The 15,802-nt window shown below is 51.7% G+C and carries 13 protein-coding genes; 9 read left to right on the top strand and 4 right to left on the bottom strand.

The features are described 5' to 3' along the window. Positions 1 to 2 precede the first annotated feature (2 nt). Both torA and torD read left to right on the top strand, forming a co-directional pair. Positions 3 to 2,501: a trimethylamine-N-oxide reductase TorA gene (gene torA, locus C2U41_RS13465; RefSeq protein ID WP_103848664.1), complete on the top strand. Its 2,499-nt coding sequence runs from the start codon at positions 3 to 5 to the stop codon at positions 2,499 to 2,501. Further along, positions 2,491 to 3,123 carry a molecular chaperone TorD gene (torD, locus tag C2U41_RS13460; RefSeq protein WP_103848663.1) on the top strand — a complete coding sequence of 211 codons (633 nt, stop codon included), beginning with the start codon at positions 2,491 to 2,493 and terminating at the stop codon, positions 3,121 to 3,123. The genes torA and torD overlap by 11 nt, the downstream gene beginning before the upstream one ends. A gap of 732 nt (positions 3,124 to 3,855) precedes the next feature. Here the strand turns inward: torD and yeiP are convergent. Continuing rightward, positions 3,856 to 4,428, bottom strand: a complete 573-nt coding sequence (yeiP, locus tag C2U41_RS13445) for an elongation factor P-like protein YeiP (protein WP_003027452.1) — start codon at positions 4,426 to 4,428, stop codon at positions 3,856 to 3,858. 157 nt (positions 4,429 to 4,585) lie between these two features. Here yeiP and C2U41_RS13440 point away from each other — a divergent pair, with 157 nt between their 5' ends. After that, the gene (locus C2U41_RS13440) at positions 4,586 to 4,840 is read left to right on the top strand and encodes a YkgJ family cysteine cluster protein (RefSeq protein WP_003027451.1); all 255 of its coding nucleotides are present in this window, start codon (positions 4,586 to 4,588) and stop codon (positions 4,838 to 4,840) included. On the opposite strand, the gene setB is transcribed toward C2U41_RS13440, so the two are convergent. After that, entirely contained in the window at positions 4,837 to 6,018 is a 1,182-nt protein-coding gene (gene setB / locus C2U41_RS13435) for a sugar efflux transporter SetB (RefSeq protein WP_016150664.1), read from the bottom strand. The genes C2U41_RS13440 and setB overlap by 4 nt on opposite strands. A 368-nt stretch (positions 6,019 to 6,386) precedes the next feature. On the opposite strand from setB, the gene fruB reads away from it, so the two are divergent. Genes fruB through fruA form a run of 3 tightly spaced genes read left to right on the top strand, consistent with a single transcriptional unit; the run spans position 6,387 to position 10,160 of the window. Beyond that, positions 6,387 to 7,517: a fused PTS fructose transporter subunit IIA/HPr protein gene (gene fruB, locus C2U41_RS13430; RefSeq protein ID WP_103848662.1), complete on the top strand. Its 1,131-nt coding sequence runs from the start codon at positions 6,387 to 6,389 to the stop codon at positions 7,515 to 7,517. After that, positions 7,517 to 8,455, top strand: coding sequence for a 1-phosphofructokinase (gene fruK / locus C2U41_RS13425; RefSeq protein ID WP_003027446.1), 939 nt, complete (start codon positions 7,517 to 7,519; stop codon positions 8,453 to 8,455). Before fruB ends, fruK begins: the two co-directional genes overlap by 1 nt. 16 nt (positions 8,456 to 8,471) lie before the next feature. After that, positions 8,472 to 10,160 carry a PTS fructose transporter subunit IIBC gene (gene fruA, locus C2U41_RS13420; protein ID WP_003840084.1) on the top strand — a complete coding sequence of 563 codons (1,689 nt, stop codon included), beginning with the start codon at positions 8,472 to 8,474 and terminating at the stop codon, positions 10,158 to 10,160. 85 nt (positions 10,161 to 10,245) lie between these two features. On the opposite strand, the gene C2U41_RS13415 is transcribed toward fruA, so the two are convergent. Next, the gene (locus tag C2U41_RS13415) at positions 10,246 to 11,544 is read right to left on the bottom strand and encodes an anaerobic C4-dicarboxylate transporter (RefSeq protein ID WP_003845167.1); all 1,299 of its coding nucleotides are present in this window, start codon (positions 11,542 to 11,544) and stop codon (positions 10,246 to 10,248) included. A 75-nt stretch (positions 11,545 to 11,619) separates the two neighbouring features. Then, positions 11,620 to 12,339 (bottom strand): aspartate/glutamate racemase family protein, encoded by a 720-nt coding sequence (locus tag C2U41_RS13410; protein WP_003840089.1) that lies wholly within the window; start codon positions 12,337 to 12,339, stop codon positions 11,620 to 11,622. Positions 12,340 to 12,688: 349 nt separating this feature from the next. On the opposite strand from C2U41_RS13410, the gene hypT reads away from it, so the two are divergent. The 3 genes from hypT (at position 12,689) to C2U41_RS13395 (ending at position 15,767) form a co-directional block, all read left to right on the top strand. Further along, positions 12,689 to 13,600 (top strand): hypochlorite stress DNA-binding transcriptional regulator HypT, encoded by a 912-nt coding sequence (gene hypT, locus C2U41_RS13405; RefSeq protein ID WP_048217323.1) that lies wholly within the window; start codon positions 12,689 to 12,691, stop codon positions 13,598 to 13,600. A 302-nt stretch (positions 13,601 to 13,902) separates the two neighbouring features. Continuing rightward, on the top strand, positions 13,903 to 14,844 hold the full coding sequence (locus tag C2U41_RS13400) for a pseudouridine kinase (RefSeq protein WP_003027434.1): 942 nt from the start codon (positions 13,903 to 13,905) through the stop codon (positions 14,842 to 14,844). Beyond that, a complete protein-coding gene (locus C2U41_RS13395) occupies positions 14,832 to 15,767 on the top strand; it encodes a pseudouridine-5'-phosphate glycosidase (RefSeq protein ID WP_103848661.1) in 936 nt (311 codons plus the stop codon). The genes C2U41_RS13400 and C2U41_RS13395 overlap by 13 nt, the downstream gene beginning before the upstream one ends. Positions 15,768 to 15,802: the final 35 nt, after the last annotated feature.

Below are 15,802 nucleotides of genomic sequence, written 5' to 3'. Positions count from 1 at the left end.
GTATGGATATTCATGACTTTAATCCGTCCCGCCGCCGTTTTCTCAGCGGTATGTTGGCGGTGGGTGCTGCCAGCGCACTGGCGCCTAATCCGCTGATATCAAAAGTGTGGGCGGCGGGGGAAAATCCCGAACAGTGGATTCAATCAGGTTCGCACTATGGCGCTTTTGAAGCCAAAGTGGTCAACGGTGAGTGGACCGAAACCCGTCCGTTCAAACATGACAAATATCCCTGCGATATGCTGAACGCGGTGCGTGAAGTGGTCTACAACCCGTCGCGGGTGCGCTACCCGATGGTGCGTCTGGACTGGCTGCTTAAACGTGAGAAGTCGGATCGCAGCCAGCGCGGAGATAACCGTTTTGTACGGGTCAGTTGGGATCAGGCGCTGGATTTGTTTTACGAAGAGCTGGAGCGGGTGCAAAAAACCTATGGTTCATCAGGCGTATTTACCGGGCTTGCTGACTGGCAAATGGTAGGCAAATACCATAAAGCGGGCGGGGCGATGGACCGGGGACTTGGCCTGCATGGTAGCTATGTGACAACTGTCGGCGACTATTCTGCGGCAGCGGCCCAGGTCATTTTACCGCATGTGATTGGTTCACTGGAAGTTTATGAGCAGCAGACGTCACTCCCGCTGGTGATTCAAAACAGCAATACCATCGTGTTGTGGGGTTGCGATCCGATCAAGAACTTGCAGATCGAGTTTTTGGTTCCCGATCACGATGCGTTTGGCTACTGGCAGCAGATTAAAGAGGCGGTAGCGCAGAATAAGATGCGCGTTATCAGCGTTGATCCAGTGCGTAGCAAATCTCAAAACTATCTTGGCTGCGAGCAATTGGCGTTGCGGCCACAAACCGACGTCGCGTTAATGCTGGCACTGGCGCATACCCTGTACGAAGAAAAACTGTACGACACGGCGTTTATTACCGATTACACCGTCGGCTTTGAACAGTTTTTACCGTACCTGCTGGGCGAGAGTGATAAACAGCCGAAAAATGCCGAATGGGCGGCAGAAATCTGCGGGCTGACAGCAGAGCAGATCCGAGACTTCGCCCGCCTGTTGGTGAAAGGCCGGACACAGTTTATGGCCGGTTGGTGCGTACAACGCATGCACCACGGTGAGCAGTATCCGTGGATGCTGGTGGTACTGGCCAGTATGGTCGGTCAAATTGGTTTGCCCGGCGGCGGGGTCGGATTTGGCTGGCACTATAACGGCGGTGGAACGGTAACATCGACCGGGCCAGTGCTCTCCGGGCTGGGGAGTATTACTAATCCCCCGCAGGCGAAGTACAAAGCGGATTTTCGCGGCGCATCGGAGCATATCCCCACTTCGCGTATCGTTGACTGCCTGCTTGCGCCAGGCAACAAGATTGCCTTCAACGGTGAGACGTTAACGTATCCTGACATCAAAATGGCGATCTACAGTGCGGCCAATCCATTCCACGCCCAGCAGGACAGGAACCGCATGATCGACGCGTGGAAAAAGCTGGAAACCGTGGTGGTGTTAGATCACCAATGGACCGCGTCGTGCCGTTTTGCCGATATCGTTCTGCCTGTGACCACCCGTTTTGAACGTAACGATATTGAGCAGTTCGGCACGCATTCGAATAAAGGGCTGATGGCGCTGCATCAGATTGTTAAACCGCAATACGAAGCGCGGCATGATTTTGACATCTTTGCCGGGCTGTGTAAGCGATTTGATAAGGAAGCGGTGTACCGTGAAAACCGGAATGAAATGCAGTGGATACAGGCGCTTTATGACGAAGGTGTGAAGATGGGGGCGTCGCTCGGTGTTACCTTACCGGACTTCACAACGTTCTGGCAGGGTGACGGATATATTGAATATCCGCCGGGTCAGCCGTGGGTACGTCACGGCGAGTTTCGTGAGCAGCCAGACCTGAATCCGCTGGGTACGCCGTCAGGTCTTATTGAAATCTACAGCAAAACCATCGCGGGTTTTGCCTATGAGGATTGTCCGGGGCATCCGGTGTGGATGGAACCCTTTGAGCGTACCCATAGCGGCAAAAAAGATAAATACCCGCTGCATTTGCAATCCTGCCATCCGGATAAACGTCTACATTCCCAGTTGTGCTCAAGCGAGGCGTTTCGCAACACCTATGCAGTTGCCGGAAGAGAGCCGCTTTATATCAGCGAACAGGATGCCACCACTCGTGGCTTAAAAGCCGGTGATATCGCCCGCGTTTTTAACGCTCGTGGTCAGGTACTGGCTGGCGTGGTAATCAGTCCGGATTTTACCCCTGGCGTGGTCCGTATTCATGAAGGCGCGTGGTACTCCCCGCAGGAAGGGGGGAAAGCCGGGACATTATGCACCTATGGCGACCCGAACGTGCTGAGTGCGGATATCGGTACTTCACAGCTGGCCCAGGGGCCTTCAGCACATACCGTGCTGGTGGAGGTCGAGCGTTATCAGCAGAAAGCCCCGCAGGTGACGGCTTTCGGTGGTCCGCAGATTGTGAAAGAGGAGGGGACCAGTGCAGCATAATCAAATTCATCAGCAGCGGGCGGCTGTGTACCAGTGGTTTTCGCAACTGTTATTTCGTGAGCTGGATGAAAAACAGCTCGCCAGTCTGGAAAATGGCAATAGCCAGGCATGGATTGCCTCACTCGAGGAGATCCCCGGATTATCTGCCAATGTTAAACGTTTTGAGCGTAGCCTGGGCCGGGTTCTGCGGCGCGACTCCCGACAGCTTGAGTTGGCCGCAGATTTTGCCTCGTTGTTTCTGCTGGCCCCGCCGGCTAGTGTTTCTCCCTATGCGGGGCACTATCCACACACGACGGCGGCAGAAGAACGTCGGCAAATGAATGTGCTGCTGGTTGAGCAAGGGCTGGCGGCTCGGGAGAATGAACCCTCCGATCATATTGCCGTACAGTTGGCATTAATGGCGAGGATGGTTGCTAAAGAGGAGAAATTCTCCGCGCAGTATTACTTTTTGCATCATCATATTCTGTGCTGGGCACCGTTATTTCGCGACGCTTGTCTGGTGCGGGATAATGAGGGGTTTTATCCTCAGGCGGTTAATCTGATAGTGCGTTTTATGCAAGAGGATGAACAGTATCTGGAGTCGCTGCTGATGGATGATTTTTATTTCAGCAGTCAGCGCTGAAAATGACAAAGGGACAGCCTGCGCTGGCGGAGGTAAAGAACAGGCTATCTCGGAGAAAGAGTTCCGTTCACCTCATGTTCATCGTTTCTCTGAAATCCGGATTCCTGTGAACGTGTAAAGGGCGTTCTCCGCCACGCCCTTTACAATCCCGGCTCCCGGCGGGAAAATTGTTGCTACGCAATACCCTCCGCTTATTCCTCCAGGCTATCGGGCCGGGCGCGAGGAAGCGTCCTTGCAAAGCGCGCCCTGAGCCAGCATCCATGCTGGCTCTCCCGGCCTTACGGAAACACGTCGGCAATTTTCAGCCGGACCAGCCCACACCTAACCACCTGTATTTTTTTTTGAATATATCTGAACAGCAAATCAGATTTAACTGGAAGTCAGAGCATTACAGCGATGACCCCGGTCCGGCTGAAAATCGATGAGGCGTTGACGGCTGACCGGGGCTGCCCGCAGGGATGCGGGCAGAGGGGACGGCCTGCAGGGATGCAGGCTCGGCACCGACCCGACAGGCAGACGACATAAGACGAATAACTCGCGTAGCGACGATTTTCCCGCCGGGAGCCTGGGTTGCAAGGGAGGCGGCGGTGAGCCTCCCTTGCACGTTCACGGGTATCTGCGCTTCAGAGAAATGATGAGCATGAGGTGAACGTAACCCTGAGCCGGAATCACATGTTCACCATATATGCTTAAAAGACGAGCTGTCCCTTATCGTCAGCGAGCGGTAGAAAATTAATCTGCGCGGCCCATATAGCGACGTTCTTCGATATGAATACGGATTTTTTCACCCGCACTAAGATACTCAGGAACCTGGATCACCAGACCGGTGCTCAGGGTTGCTGGCTTGTTGCGCGCACTCGCTGAAGCACCTTTAATACCCGGTGAGGTTTCAACGATTTCCAGGTCTACGGTCTGCGGCAGTTCAAGCGCCAGCAGTTGGCCGTCCCAGGTCAGTACCTGCATATCCGGCATACCGCCTTCCGGCATGAACAGCAGCTCTTCTTCAATCTGGTCTTTGGTGAAGGTATACGGGGTATAGTCTTCTTTATCCATAAAGATGTATTCGTTGCCATCGACGTAGGAGAAATCAACCCCGCGGCGGCTCAGGGTGACGGTATCCACGATATCGTCGCCTTTGAAGCGTTCTTCAACTTTCAGACCGGTACGCACATCAGAAAAACGCATTTTGTACAGAGTAGCTGCACCACGTGCGGATGGTGATTGAATATCGATATCTTTTACAATCAGCAGCTTGCCGTTGTAGTTTAGTACCATACCTTTTTTAATTTCGTTCGCTCTTGGCATCGAAAAAATCCTGTAGTGAGGAGTGTCTAAAATATCGCGTAAAACTACTCGCGCCGGGGCATTCAGGCAAGCGGAATTCATGCTTTTGCTGGTGCCAAAAAGGTGGTACTGTGCGCTTCCCGCACAATCCGATGGTTTACGATAAAGAGAGTACTGTATGGAATGCCGTCCGGATTGTGGTGCATGCTGCACCGCGCCTTCAATCTCCAGTCCCATCCCTGGCATGCCTGATGGCAAACCTGCTAATACGCCATGCGTTCAGCTGGATGAATCCCTGCGTTGCAAAATTTTTGCTTCGCCGCTACGACCAAAAGTGTGCGGCGGTTTACAGCCCAGTGCGGAAATGTGCGGACAGACGACGCACCAGGCCATGGTTTATCTCATCGAGCTTGAAGCGCTGACCGCGCCTTAAACGTCCTTGATGCGCGCCAGGCACACAACGGTGGCGACGATCATCACCAGCGCAAACCAGAACACCGCGTGATAGTTCCAGATTTCAGCGGCAATCCCCGCCAGCGATCCGGCAATAATCCAGCCCACGCGAATGGTATTCGTATACAGGGTCGTTGCTGAGCCTGCCTGTCCTGGCATCAGATCCTGGAAATAGAGCATGCCAATTCCGCCGAGGATGCCGATGTAAATCGCATTCAGCAGCTGTAAGCCAAGTAATATCGCCGGAGAGTGAGCCAGCAGCATACCGGCATAAAAGAAGAATCCGGCGACGACGGCAATTCTCATCAACAGACGTTTGCCCAGACGCTTTGCAAAATAGCCAGCAATCAACATGGTCGGGATTTCCAGTCCGGCAGCGGTACCCATCATGATGCCAGCCAGTTTTTCCGGCAGATGCAGTTCGTTGATGATAAACAGCGGCATATTAATGATATAGAGACTATTAGTGCCCCACATTAATGTGCAGATAACAAACAGCAGCAGCGTGTCGCGTCGATTGCGGCGCGGGGCTTCAACTGCGCCTGTTGCGAGCGGCACGTTTTTACTCATCGAGGGTAAAAATAACCAGACCATTACGCCGCAGACAACAAACGCCACCGCTGCGCTGAGATACATCACCGTAAAGCTGAACCCCATGGCCAGCGCGTAGGCCAGCGGTGGGCCAATTACCCAGGCCAGCGAAACCTGCGCACGTAATATTGAGCTGAACATGACAGCTTCCCGACCTGTGCGATCGGCGTGTTCACGGGCGAGAGCAAACATTTGCGGGTTGGCAGTCGATCCAAAGCTGCTGAGGAATACCCCGATAAACAGCAGAATAAAATAGTTACGGTTCCAGGCGAACAGCACGCAGGCCAGCATCCCCAGCACGCAGCAAAACACAATCAGGTTTTTGCGATCGCCTTTTTTATCCGAGCGCCCGGCCAGAAACTGACTCACCAAAATGCCGATCACGGCGCTGCCGGTAAAAAAGAACCCGACCATGCCGGGACGGGCATGGACTTCATCCGTCAGAAAAAGGCTAAGCGTTGGCGTCTGCAACGCACCGGCGATACCCGTCAGAAATGCGACAAGCAGGAACGCCGAAGACGTTAAATCAAACGCCTTGGGTGTGGCGGCTACGGGGGTGTTATGCATGTTTTGATATCAATGATGTGAAGAGACGCGGAGTTTACGCCGCTTGTCAGAAAATAAACAGGGAGCCAAATCAAAATCGGCATCAAAAATCAAAATAGCATTTCAGTCAAAGAATGCTGTTTGCTGACGTTGCTGAATCTGACAAGCTGACGCCGTTTTTCCGTCAGCAGTTTTTTCTCCTTCGCAGAGAAAATGTGCGTTATCTCTAAATTCAGCAAGTAATTTGTCAACTTTACTTGTGTGCTGAAGAAAAAAGAGCAAGACTTCTTGAAACGTTTCAGCGTCATCTCGCCATAACTGATGGAGTCAGGTGACGCCTTTTTTCTCATGTTAGCTGAATCGTTTCAAATCAGCGGGAGAGGAGAACCATGTTCCAGTTATCTGTTCAGGATATTCACCCGGGCGAACAGGCCGGGAATAAAGAAGAGGCTATTCGCCAGGTTGCCGCTGCCTTAGTGCAGGCGGGTAACGTCGCGGAAGGCTACGTCGATGGCATGCTGGCGCGCGAACAACAGACGTCCACGTTCCTCGGCAACGGTATTGCGATTCCTCACGGTACGACGGACACGCGCGATCAGGTGCTGAAAACCGGTGTGCAGGTTTTTCAGTTTCCGCAGGGCGTGACCTGGGGCGAAGGGCAGGTTGCTTATGTGGCAATCGGCATCGCCGCAAGCTCTGATGAACACCTCGGTTTACTGCGTCAGCTGACACACGTGCTGAGCGATGACTCCGTCGCTGAACAGCTGAAATCTGCGACCACGGCGGAAGAACTGCGTGCGCTGCTGATGGGCGAAAAGCAAAGCGAACAGCTGAAGCTTGATAACGAAACGCTGTCGCTGGATGTCGTGGCCAACTCGCTGGTGACGCTGCAGGCACTCAACGCGGCACGACTGAAAGAAGTCGGTGCAGTTGACGCCACCTTTGTGACCAGAGCAATCAATGAGCAGCCGATGAATCTCGGTCAGGGGATCTGGCTGAATGACTGTGCTGAAGGCAACGTTCGTAGCGCTGTTGCGGTCAGCCGTGCAGCAACAACGTTCGATGTACAAGGTGAAGCGGCAGCCCTGCTGGTGACCGTCGCCATGAATGACGATCAACCGGTTGCCGTGCTGAAGCGCCTTGGCGATCTGCTGCTGAATAATAAAGCTGACCGTTTGTTGAAAGCCGATGCGGCAACGGTGCTGGCGCTGCTGACCAGCGATGACGCCTTAACTGATGATGTACTGAGCGCCGAATTTATTGTGCGCAATGAGCATGGGTTACATGCCCGCCCGGGCACCATGCTGGTGAATACGATTAAACAATTTAACAGTGAAATTACCTTGACAAATCTTGATGGAACCGGCAAACCGGCGAATGGACGCAGTCTGATGAAAGTTGTGGCATTAGGTGTGAAAAAAGGACATCACCTGCGCTTTACCGCACAGGGCGAAGATGCTGAACAGGCGCTGAAGGCGATTGGAGAAGCCATCGCGGCAGGTCTGGGGGAGGGCGCGTAATGAGCAGACGTGTTGCGACTATCACCCTTAACCCGGCTTACGACCTGGTGGGCTTTTGCCCGGAAATTGAACGCGGTGAAGTGAACCTGGTTAAAACCACCGGTCTGCACGCGGCAGGGAAAGGAATTAACGTCGCTAAGGTTTTGAAGGATTTAGGTATCGATGTCACTGTGGGCGGCTTCCTGGGTAAAGACAACCAGGATGGTTTTCAGCAGTTGTTCAGCGAACTGGGTATTGCCAACCGTTTTCAGGTTGTCCAAGGGCGTACCCGTATCAACGTCAAACTGACCGAAAAAGACGGTGAAGTTTCTGACTTTAATTTCTCCGGCTTTGAAGTCACCCCGGCTGACTGGGAACGCTTTGTGAATGACTCGCTGAGCTGGCTGGGCCAGTTCGACATGGTGTGCGTCAGCGGCAGTTTGCCGACCGGCGTGAGCCCGGAAGCCTTCACCGACTGGATGACGCGCCTGCGCAGTCAGTGTCCTTGCATTATCTTTGATAGTAGTCGTGAAGCGTTGGTGGCGGGTCTGAAAGCGGCACCGTGGCTGGTGAAACCAAACCGTCGTGAGCTGGAAATCTGGGCAGGCCGCAAACTGCCGGAAATGAAAGATGTGATTGATGCGGCGCATGCGTTGCGCGAGCAGGGTATTGCTCACGTGGTGATTTCACTCGGCGCGGAAGGTGCGCTGTGGGTTAACGCTTCAGGTGAGTGGATTGCTAAACCGCCGTCAGTTGAGGTGGTCAGCACCGTCGGCGCGGGTGATTCAATGGTTGGCGGTCTGATTTACGGCCTGCTGATGCGTGAGTCCAGTGAACATACCCTGCGTCTGGCGACGGCTGTTGCCGCCCTGGCAGTAAGCCAAAGTAATGTAGGTATTACCGATCGTCCTCAGTTGGCCGCAATGATGGCGCGTGTCGACTTAAAACCGTTTAACTGACAGCAGGAGAGGCATAATGAAAACGCTGCTGATTATTGACGCTAATCTCGGCCAGGCTCGCGCTTACATGGCGAAAACCCTGCTTGGAGCGGCGGCACAGAAAGCACATCTGGAAATTATTGATAATCCGAATGATGCCGAACTGGCAATTGTTCTGGGCGATACGCTTCCTGCCGACAGTTCGCTGAACGGCAAAAAAGTCTGGCTGGGCGACATTGGTCGTGCGGTTGCGCACCCTGAACTGTTCCTCAGCGAAGCGAAGGGCCATGCAAAACCTTACAGTGCCCCGGTTGCAACAGCACCTGTGGCCAGCAGTGGTCCAAAACGTGTAGTGGCAGTGACGGCGTGTCCGACCGGTGTTGCTCATACGTTTATGGCTGCTGAAGCGATTGAAACAGAAGCGAAAAAACGTGGCTGGTGGGTGAAGGTTGAAACTCGAGGTTCTGTTGGCGCAGGCAATGCCATTACGCCGGAAGAAGTGGCTCAGGCGGATCTGGTGATTGTGGCAGCTGACATTGAAGTTGATCTGGCGAAGTTTGCCGGCAAACCGATGTACCGCACCTCTACGGGTCTTGCGTTGAAGAAAACCAAGCAGGAGCTGGACAAAGCGCTGGAAGAAGCAACACCGTACCAGCCAACCGGTAAAGCGCAGACTTCAGCAACCGAAAGTAAGAAAGAGAGCGCGGGGGCATATCGTCACCTGCTGACGGGCGTCTCTTACATGCTGCCGATGGTGGTTGCTGGCGGTCTGTGTATTGCACTCTCGTTCGCTTTTGGTATCGAAGCGTTTAAAGAGCAGGGTACGCTGGCGGCGGCGCTGATGCAGATTGGCGGTGGTTCAGCTTTTGCGCTGATGGTGCCGGTTTTGGCAGGTTATATCGCGTTTTCCATCGCTGACCGTCCTGGTCTGACGCCGGGTCTTATCGGCGGTATGCTGGCGGTGAGCACCGGTTCCGGCTTTATTGGCGGGATTATTGCTGGTTTCCTTGCCGGTTATGTGGCGAAGCTTATCAGCACGAAGTTGAAACTCCCGCAGAGTATGGAAGCGCTGAAACCGATCCTGATCATTCCGCTGTTCTCAAGCCTGGTGGTTGGTCTGGCCATGATTTACCTGATCGGCAAACCGGTGGCTGGCATTCTGGAAGGTCTGACCCACTGGCTGCAAACCATGGGTACGGCGAATGCGGTGCTGCTTGGAGCGATTCTTGGCGGCATGATGTGTACCGATATGGGTGGTCCGGTTAACAAGGCGGCGTATGCTTTCGGTGTGGGTCTGCTGAGTACGCAAACTTATGCGCCGATGGCGGCCATCATGGCGGCAGGTATGGTTCCCCCGCTGGCTCTGGGTTTGGCAACGCTGGTTGCGCGCCGTAAGTTCGACAAAGCGCAGCAGGAAGGCGGCAAAGCAGCGCTGGTACTGGGCCTGTGCTTTATCACCGAAGGGGCTATTCCATTCGCTGCCCGTGACCCGATGCGCGTTCTGCCTTGCTGTATCGTTGGTGGTGCGATTACCGGTGCTATCTCGATGGCAGTGGGTGCGAAACTGATGGCGCCACACGGCGGGCTTTTCGTCCTGTTAATTCCAGGCGCAATTACGCCGGTACTGGGCTACCTGCTGGCCATTATTGCCGGTACGCTGGTAGCCGGTCTCTCCTACGCGGTGCTGAAGCGCCCGGAAGATGAGGTTGTGGCAAAAGCGGCATGATTTAATGCTGACATCAGGGGCAGAGATTTCTCTGCCCCTTTTTTTATTGATTAACTGCTGCCTGAAGATAGATATGTAAAACGGTTCAGGCAATCATTGGCGCGATGATAAAACCAAAGGCAACGCCAGCAATGATCCCACCCAGTCCTGGCAGCATAAATGGATGGTTTAAGACATACTTGCCCACGCGTGTTGTCCCTGTGGTGTCGAACTCCATTGCCGCCAGCGAAGTCGGGTATGTTGGTAGAACAAACACCCCGGTTACCGCCACATAGGAGGCCAGAATCGCCCATGTAGGTACGCCGAGCGCAACGGCCAGAGGGATAATCAGCGGCGTTGTGGCGCCTTGCGAGTAGAGAAGTGCGCAGGTACCAAACAGCACCAGCGCCAACAGCATCGGATAAGCCCGTAGAATATCGCCTGCGATATCCTTAATCTCCGCTAAGTGGGCATCAATGAAGGTCGTTCCCAATGTAACAATCCCGAGAATGACGGCCAGTGAACTCATCCCTGCTCGAAATGTGGAGGTCAGGACAATAGCATCGGTTGATGTTTTGCATAACACCACCATCAGGCAAGCGGCAGATAGCATACAAATAATGATGATATCCCGGGTATTCATTGGGTTGCCGGCATCAAATCCGGGGCGTAGCTGCGGGCAGGCGGCAAGAATAACGATGACGACCGTTGCTAACATGAACAGGGCGACTGAGAGTTTGGCACCCGGTACAGTGCTGTTTTGCCCTTCATATTTACGCACCAACCCTTTTTGCAGGCGTTCAAGATAGACTTCATCATCTTGTAGCTCGCATCCCTGACGTGAGGCGATAAAAGCGGCGGCCATCGCGGCAACAAACGAAGCTGGCAGACATACCGCCATAACCTGGATAAAGGTGACACCGTTGCCTTCCATAATGGTCAGCATCGCCGCCATTGCGGCACTGATCGGTGAACCGGATATCGCCACCTGAGAGGCGACCACGGAGCCGGCGAGCGTACGAGAAGGGCGGATACCGGACTCTTTGGCGACTTCGGCAATCACCGGTAGGGTAGAAAATACAATGAACCCTGTTCCGGCCATAATGGTCATCGACCAGGTGATAATCGGTGCAATAATATTGATATATTTAGGATTACGCCGCATGAAATTACCGGCTACGCGAACCAGATAATCCATACCTCCGGCGGCCTGTAGCGCCGATGCTGCCACGACAACTGTCATAATAATGAGAATAACGTCAACGGGGGGCGAACCAATTTGTAGATCAAATCCCAACGTTAAAATAGCCAGCCCCAGCCCGCCGCATAAACCGATACCTATTCCGCCGAGGCGGATACCAAAAAATATTGCACCCAACACGACGATAATTTCTAACCAAACCATAATGGCCTCCGCCAGAGAATAATTTGTTATTAAAATAAGTGTTTGTTTAATGCTTTATTAAACTGGTGACGGCTGTTATTGCGCCAGAAGATGATGTTTGCCAACCCGCTTTTCGTACCATTTAATACCGGCGCGTACTAATGAACCGGTTGAGTCAATATATTTATCTGGTGAGTTTTTGACTGCGTTGGCAAGAATGACGGGGACTTCAGTACATCCCAGTACAATGACTTCTGCACCGCGTGAAAAGAGCATTTCAGCCTGTTCATTCATCAGCGTTTGTGCCCGCTTAAGATCGCCGGCTTTTAAGCAATAAATGCTATCCATGACTTTTTCCTGACCGGATGAATCAGGGCTGACACAGGTTAAGCCAAGAGATTCTATGCCTTTTTGGTAGAGTCCCATGTAAAGGGTGGCGTTGGTAGCAAGTAAACCGATACGTGATTTTCCGCAGTTTTTGACTTCATCCATGGTGGTTTCAACGATACTGAGTAACTCTGTATGACAGCACTCTTTTAATTCATTAAACCAAAAGTGGGCAGTATTACAGGGGATCACAATACACTCCGCACCAGCATCTTCCAGTTTATGCATATAATCACGCATTGCCGGAAGTGGGGAATGACCATGATGCATTAACGCATCAGTTCGATCTGGAATATCAGGGATGGATGAAATAATTAATGGGATATGTTCCTGATCGCGTTGCGCTGCGGTAAAGGTGACGAATTTATTAAAAAGATCGACGGTTGCAGCAGGTCCCATACCACCAAGTACGCCAATTAAACCTTTCACAATATATACCTCTATTACCGATATTTAATATCAGGGCTGGTGTGTGTCTGGTGTCTATGTTTAACAGCAGTGTGTCGTGAGGAGAAATGCAATAATGTATGGTTCAATGCAAAAACTGCATGGGTGCAGTTTCTTTTGCCACCTCAGAAGGCCAGTAATCAGGCTGGTGTCTGAAATTCCGCAGCGATAAGCTGTCGTGGTCGATGGGTAAAGAAACAGCTTAATGTCAAAAACGAAGGTGTTATGCAAAAAACGAATCAACAGATGCTGATGTTGAATATCATCTCCGGGCATATTCAGGCATGATGCTTAAGACTAATTGACATATTTAAACATCCGCGTGACAGGCATGAAAAATATCGAGACAAAATGGTTATATGACTTTTTGACGCTGGAAGCGTGTCGTCATTTTTCCCAGGCAGCGGAGGAGCGCAACCTATCCCAACCGGCATTTAGCCGGCGGATCAAGGCGCTTGAATCCGCCGTTGGGGTGTTGCTGTTTGACCGTACGACGAGTCCACTGCAGCTGACGGAGGAGGGTAAGTTATTCCATTCGCAGACCCGTAGCCTGCTGCAACAGCTGGAATGTAACTTAGATGAGCTTAGTGGTCACAACCTGCTTGGCGTTCCCAATATCAAAATAGCGGCAGCGCATTCTCTGTCGCTGACGATGTTGCCCAGATTAGTACATTCAATGTCAGCATGGGGCGAGGAGTTTGTATACCACGTCGAAGCGATTGACGTAGTCCAGGCAGTGAATACGCTGCGCGAGGGGAAAAGTGATTTCATTATCTCCTTTCGCGATGAAGACTTAATGCAGTCACCTTTCTGCGGCTTGAAGGTGTTTGAGTCTGAGCTGTATCCCGTCTGTGCTGCGGATTCACAGGGTAAGGCGTTGTTTGATATCTATCAGCCGCAGGTGCCGATACTGAACTATACCAGCACATCCTACATGGGAAGATTGGTTAACCGTCACCTGGCGGAGGTGGGTAGTATTTCGGGGCGTACGCTGTTTATGTCTTCGATGAGTGAGCTATTGAAGAATATGGCATTGGATGGGCATGGTATTGCCTGGCTGCCAGCGTGGACGATCGTGAACGAACTACGGGATAAACGCCTGGTTTGTCTGGACACGCCGGAGTTGATGGTGCCTATTCAGGCCTATATTTATAGAATGGATACCCGCCTGAATAAAACGGCTGAGCACTTCTGGCGGATTTTGTACAACCATATGCCAGAGGATCTGGTTTCGCTTAGTTGATACGCGCCAGTTCGCCTGGCGCGTCTGAAAAACCTTCGGTTATGACCAAAGATGCTTTTTAACCTGATCAATTTGTGTACTACCTCTCATTTTCTCTCTCCCTGACAAACTGTATCTATAAAAAATTGTGATTCTGTTCATATCTATCGACTTTATAGCTTGTGGATGGATTTACTTTGTCAAAAACACGCTTACTATGAACACATGTTTGATAGTGAACATGTGCTCTAATAACCTGATGTGTGGCGTTGGTTATTTTTAACGAACTCATTTGTGGCAAATTAATTGCCAGGGGACGTGCTATGCGTGAAAAGGAATACATCGTAACGATTGGCTCGGCCAATATGGATGTTGCTGGGTATTCGCATGCTTCTCTAAATTATGCGGATTCGAATCCAGGTAAGATAAAATTCACTCCCGGTGGCGTTGGACGCAATATCGCACATAATCTCGCGCTGCTGGGTAAAAATTCTTGGTTGCTAACAGCGGTTGGTAACGATTTTTATGGTCAATCATTATTGGCACAAACTAATCAATCAGGAGTACATGTCGACAAGTGTCTTATCGTTTCCGGAGAGAATACATCCAGTTATTTATCGCTGCTTGATAATACTGGTGAAATGCTGGTGGCTATTAATGATATGAGTATCACCGAGCATATTTCAGCAGAATTTTTATCACAGCATTTTGATTTTATTAGGCAGGCAAAAGTCATTATCGCCGATTGCAATATCAGCGAAGACGCTCTGGCATGGGTACTGGAAAACGCCGGAGATGTTCCGGTGTTTGTTGACCCGGTGTCGGCCTGGAAGTGCGTAAAAATTCGCGGCCGCTTTGCAAAAATTCACACCCTCAAACCAAACCGCCTTGAAGCCGAAACGCTCAGCGGTATTGCGCTTTCTGGGCGTGATGACGTTAGCAAAGTCGCCGCGTGGTTTCATGATCGCGGCTTAAACCGGCTGGTGCTCAGCATGGGCGGCGACGGCGTTTATTACAGTGATATTGCGGGGAGTTGTGGTTGGTCACTCCCCATTAAAACTCGCGTCATTAATGTCACAGGGGCTGGTGATGCGATGATGGCTGGACTGGCCGCCTGCTGGGTAGACGGCATGCCCTTTATTGATTCGGTTCGATTTGCGCAGGGGTGTTCATCAATGGCATTAGCCTGTGAATATACCAATAACCCTGATTTGTCTGTTGCGAATGTTAGCTCAATAGTGGAGAACACAGAATGTCTGAATTAACTCTTTCCTCTGAATTATTACAAATATCACCAGAAGTCCAGGAAGCATTAAACAGTAAAAAACCGATTGTTGCGCTTGAATCAACCATTATTTCTCATGGAATGCCATTTCCGCAGAATGCTCAGACAGCGATTGAAGTAGAAGAAACTATTCGTAAGCACGGCGCTGTTCCTGCGACCATTGCCATTATCGGCGGAATAATGAAAGTAGGTTTAAGTAAAGATGAAATTGAATTGCTTGGACGAGAAGGACATAGCGTTACGAAAGTAAGTCGTCGTGATTTGCCATTTGTGGTCGCGGCAGGGAAAAATGGTGCCACCACCGTTGCCTCTACGATGATTATTGCCGCGCTGGCTGGAATTAAAGTATTTGCGACAGGGGGAATTGGTGGCGTTCATCGTGGTGCTGAACATACGTTTGATATTTCCGCGGATCTGCAGGAACTGGCACATACCAATGTCACGGTAATTTGTGCTGGTGCTAAATCTATTCTGGATCTTGGCTTAACGACTGAATATTTAGAAACCTTTGGCGTGCCGTTAATTGGATATCGAACCCAAGCGTTACCGGCATTTTTCTGTCGTACCAGTCCGTTTGAAGTCAGTATCCGTCTGGACAACGCTAAAGAGATTGCCCGCGCGATGGCGGTGAAATGGCAAACGGGTCTTAATGGAGGCCTGGTTGTCGCTAATCCAATCCCGGAGCAGTTTGCCATGGCAGAAGAGAAAATTAATGCGGCAATAGATCAGGCGGTAAAAGAAGCGGAAGAGCAGGGCGTCGTGGGTAAAGAAAGTACGCCGTTCCTGCTGGCGCGAGTTGCGGAGCTGACCGGTGGCGACAGCCTGAAATCAAATATTCAACTGGTGTTCAACAACGCGGTGCTGGCCTGTGAAATTGCGAAGGAGTATCAACGCCTCGCCTGACAGAATTTCCCGGGCAGAATGCGGTCGCCCGCGAA

It is taken from the genome of Citrobacter freundii complex sp. CFNIH4, assembly GCF_002934505.1.
Lineage (GTDB): Bacteria > Pseudomonadota > Gammaproteobacteria > Enterobacterales > Enterobacteriaceae > Citrobacter > Citrobacter freundii.
Note: the sequence above shows the minus strand (reverse complement) of the source record. Positions and strands in the feature narration are given on the sequence as shown.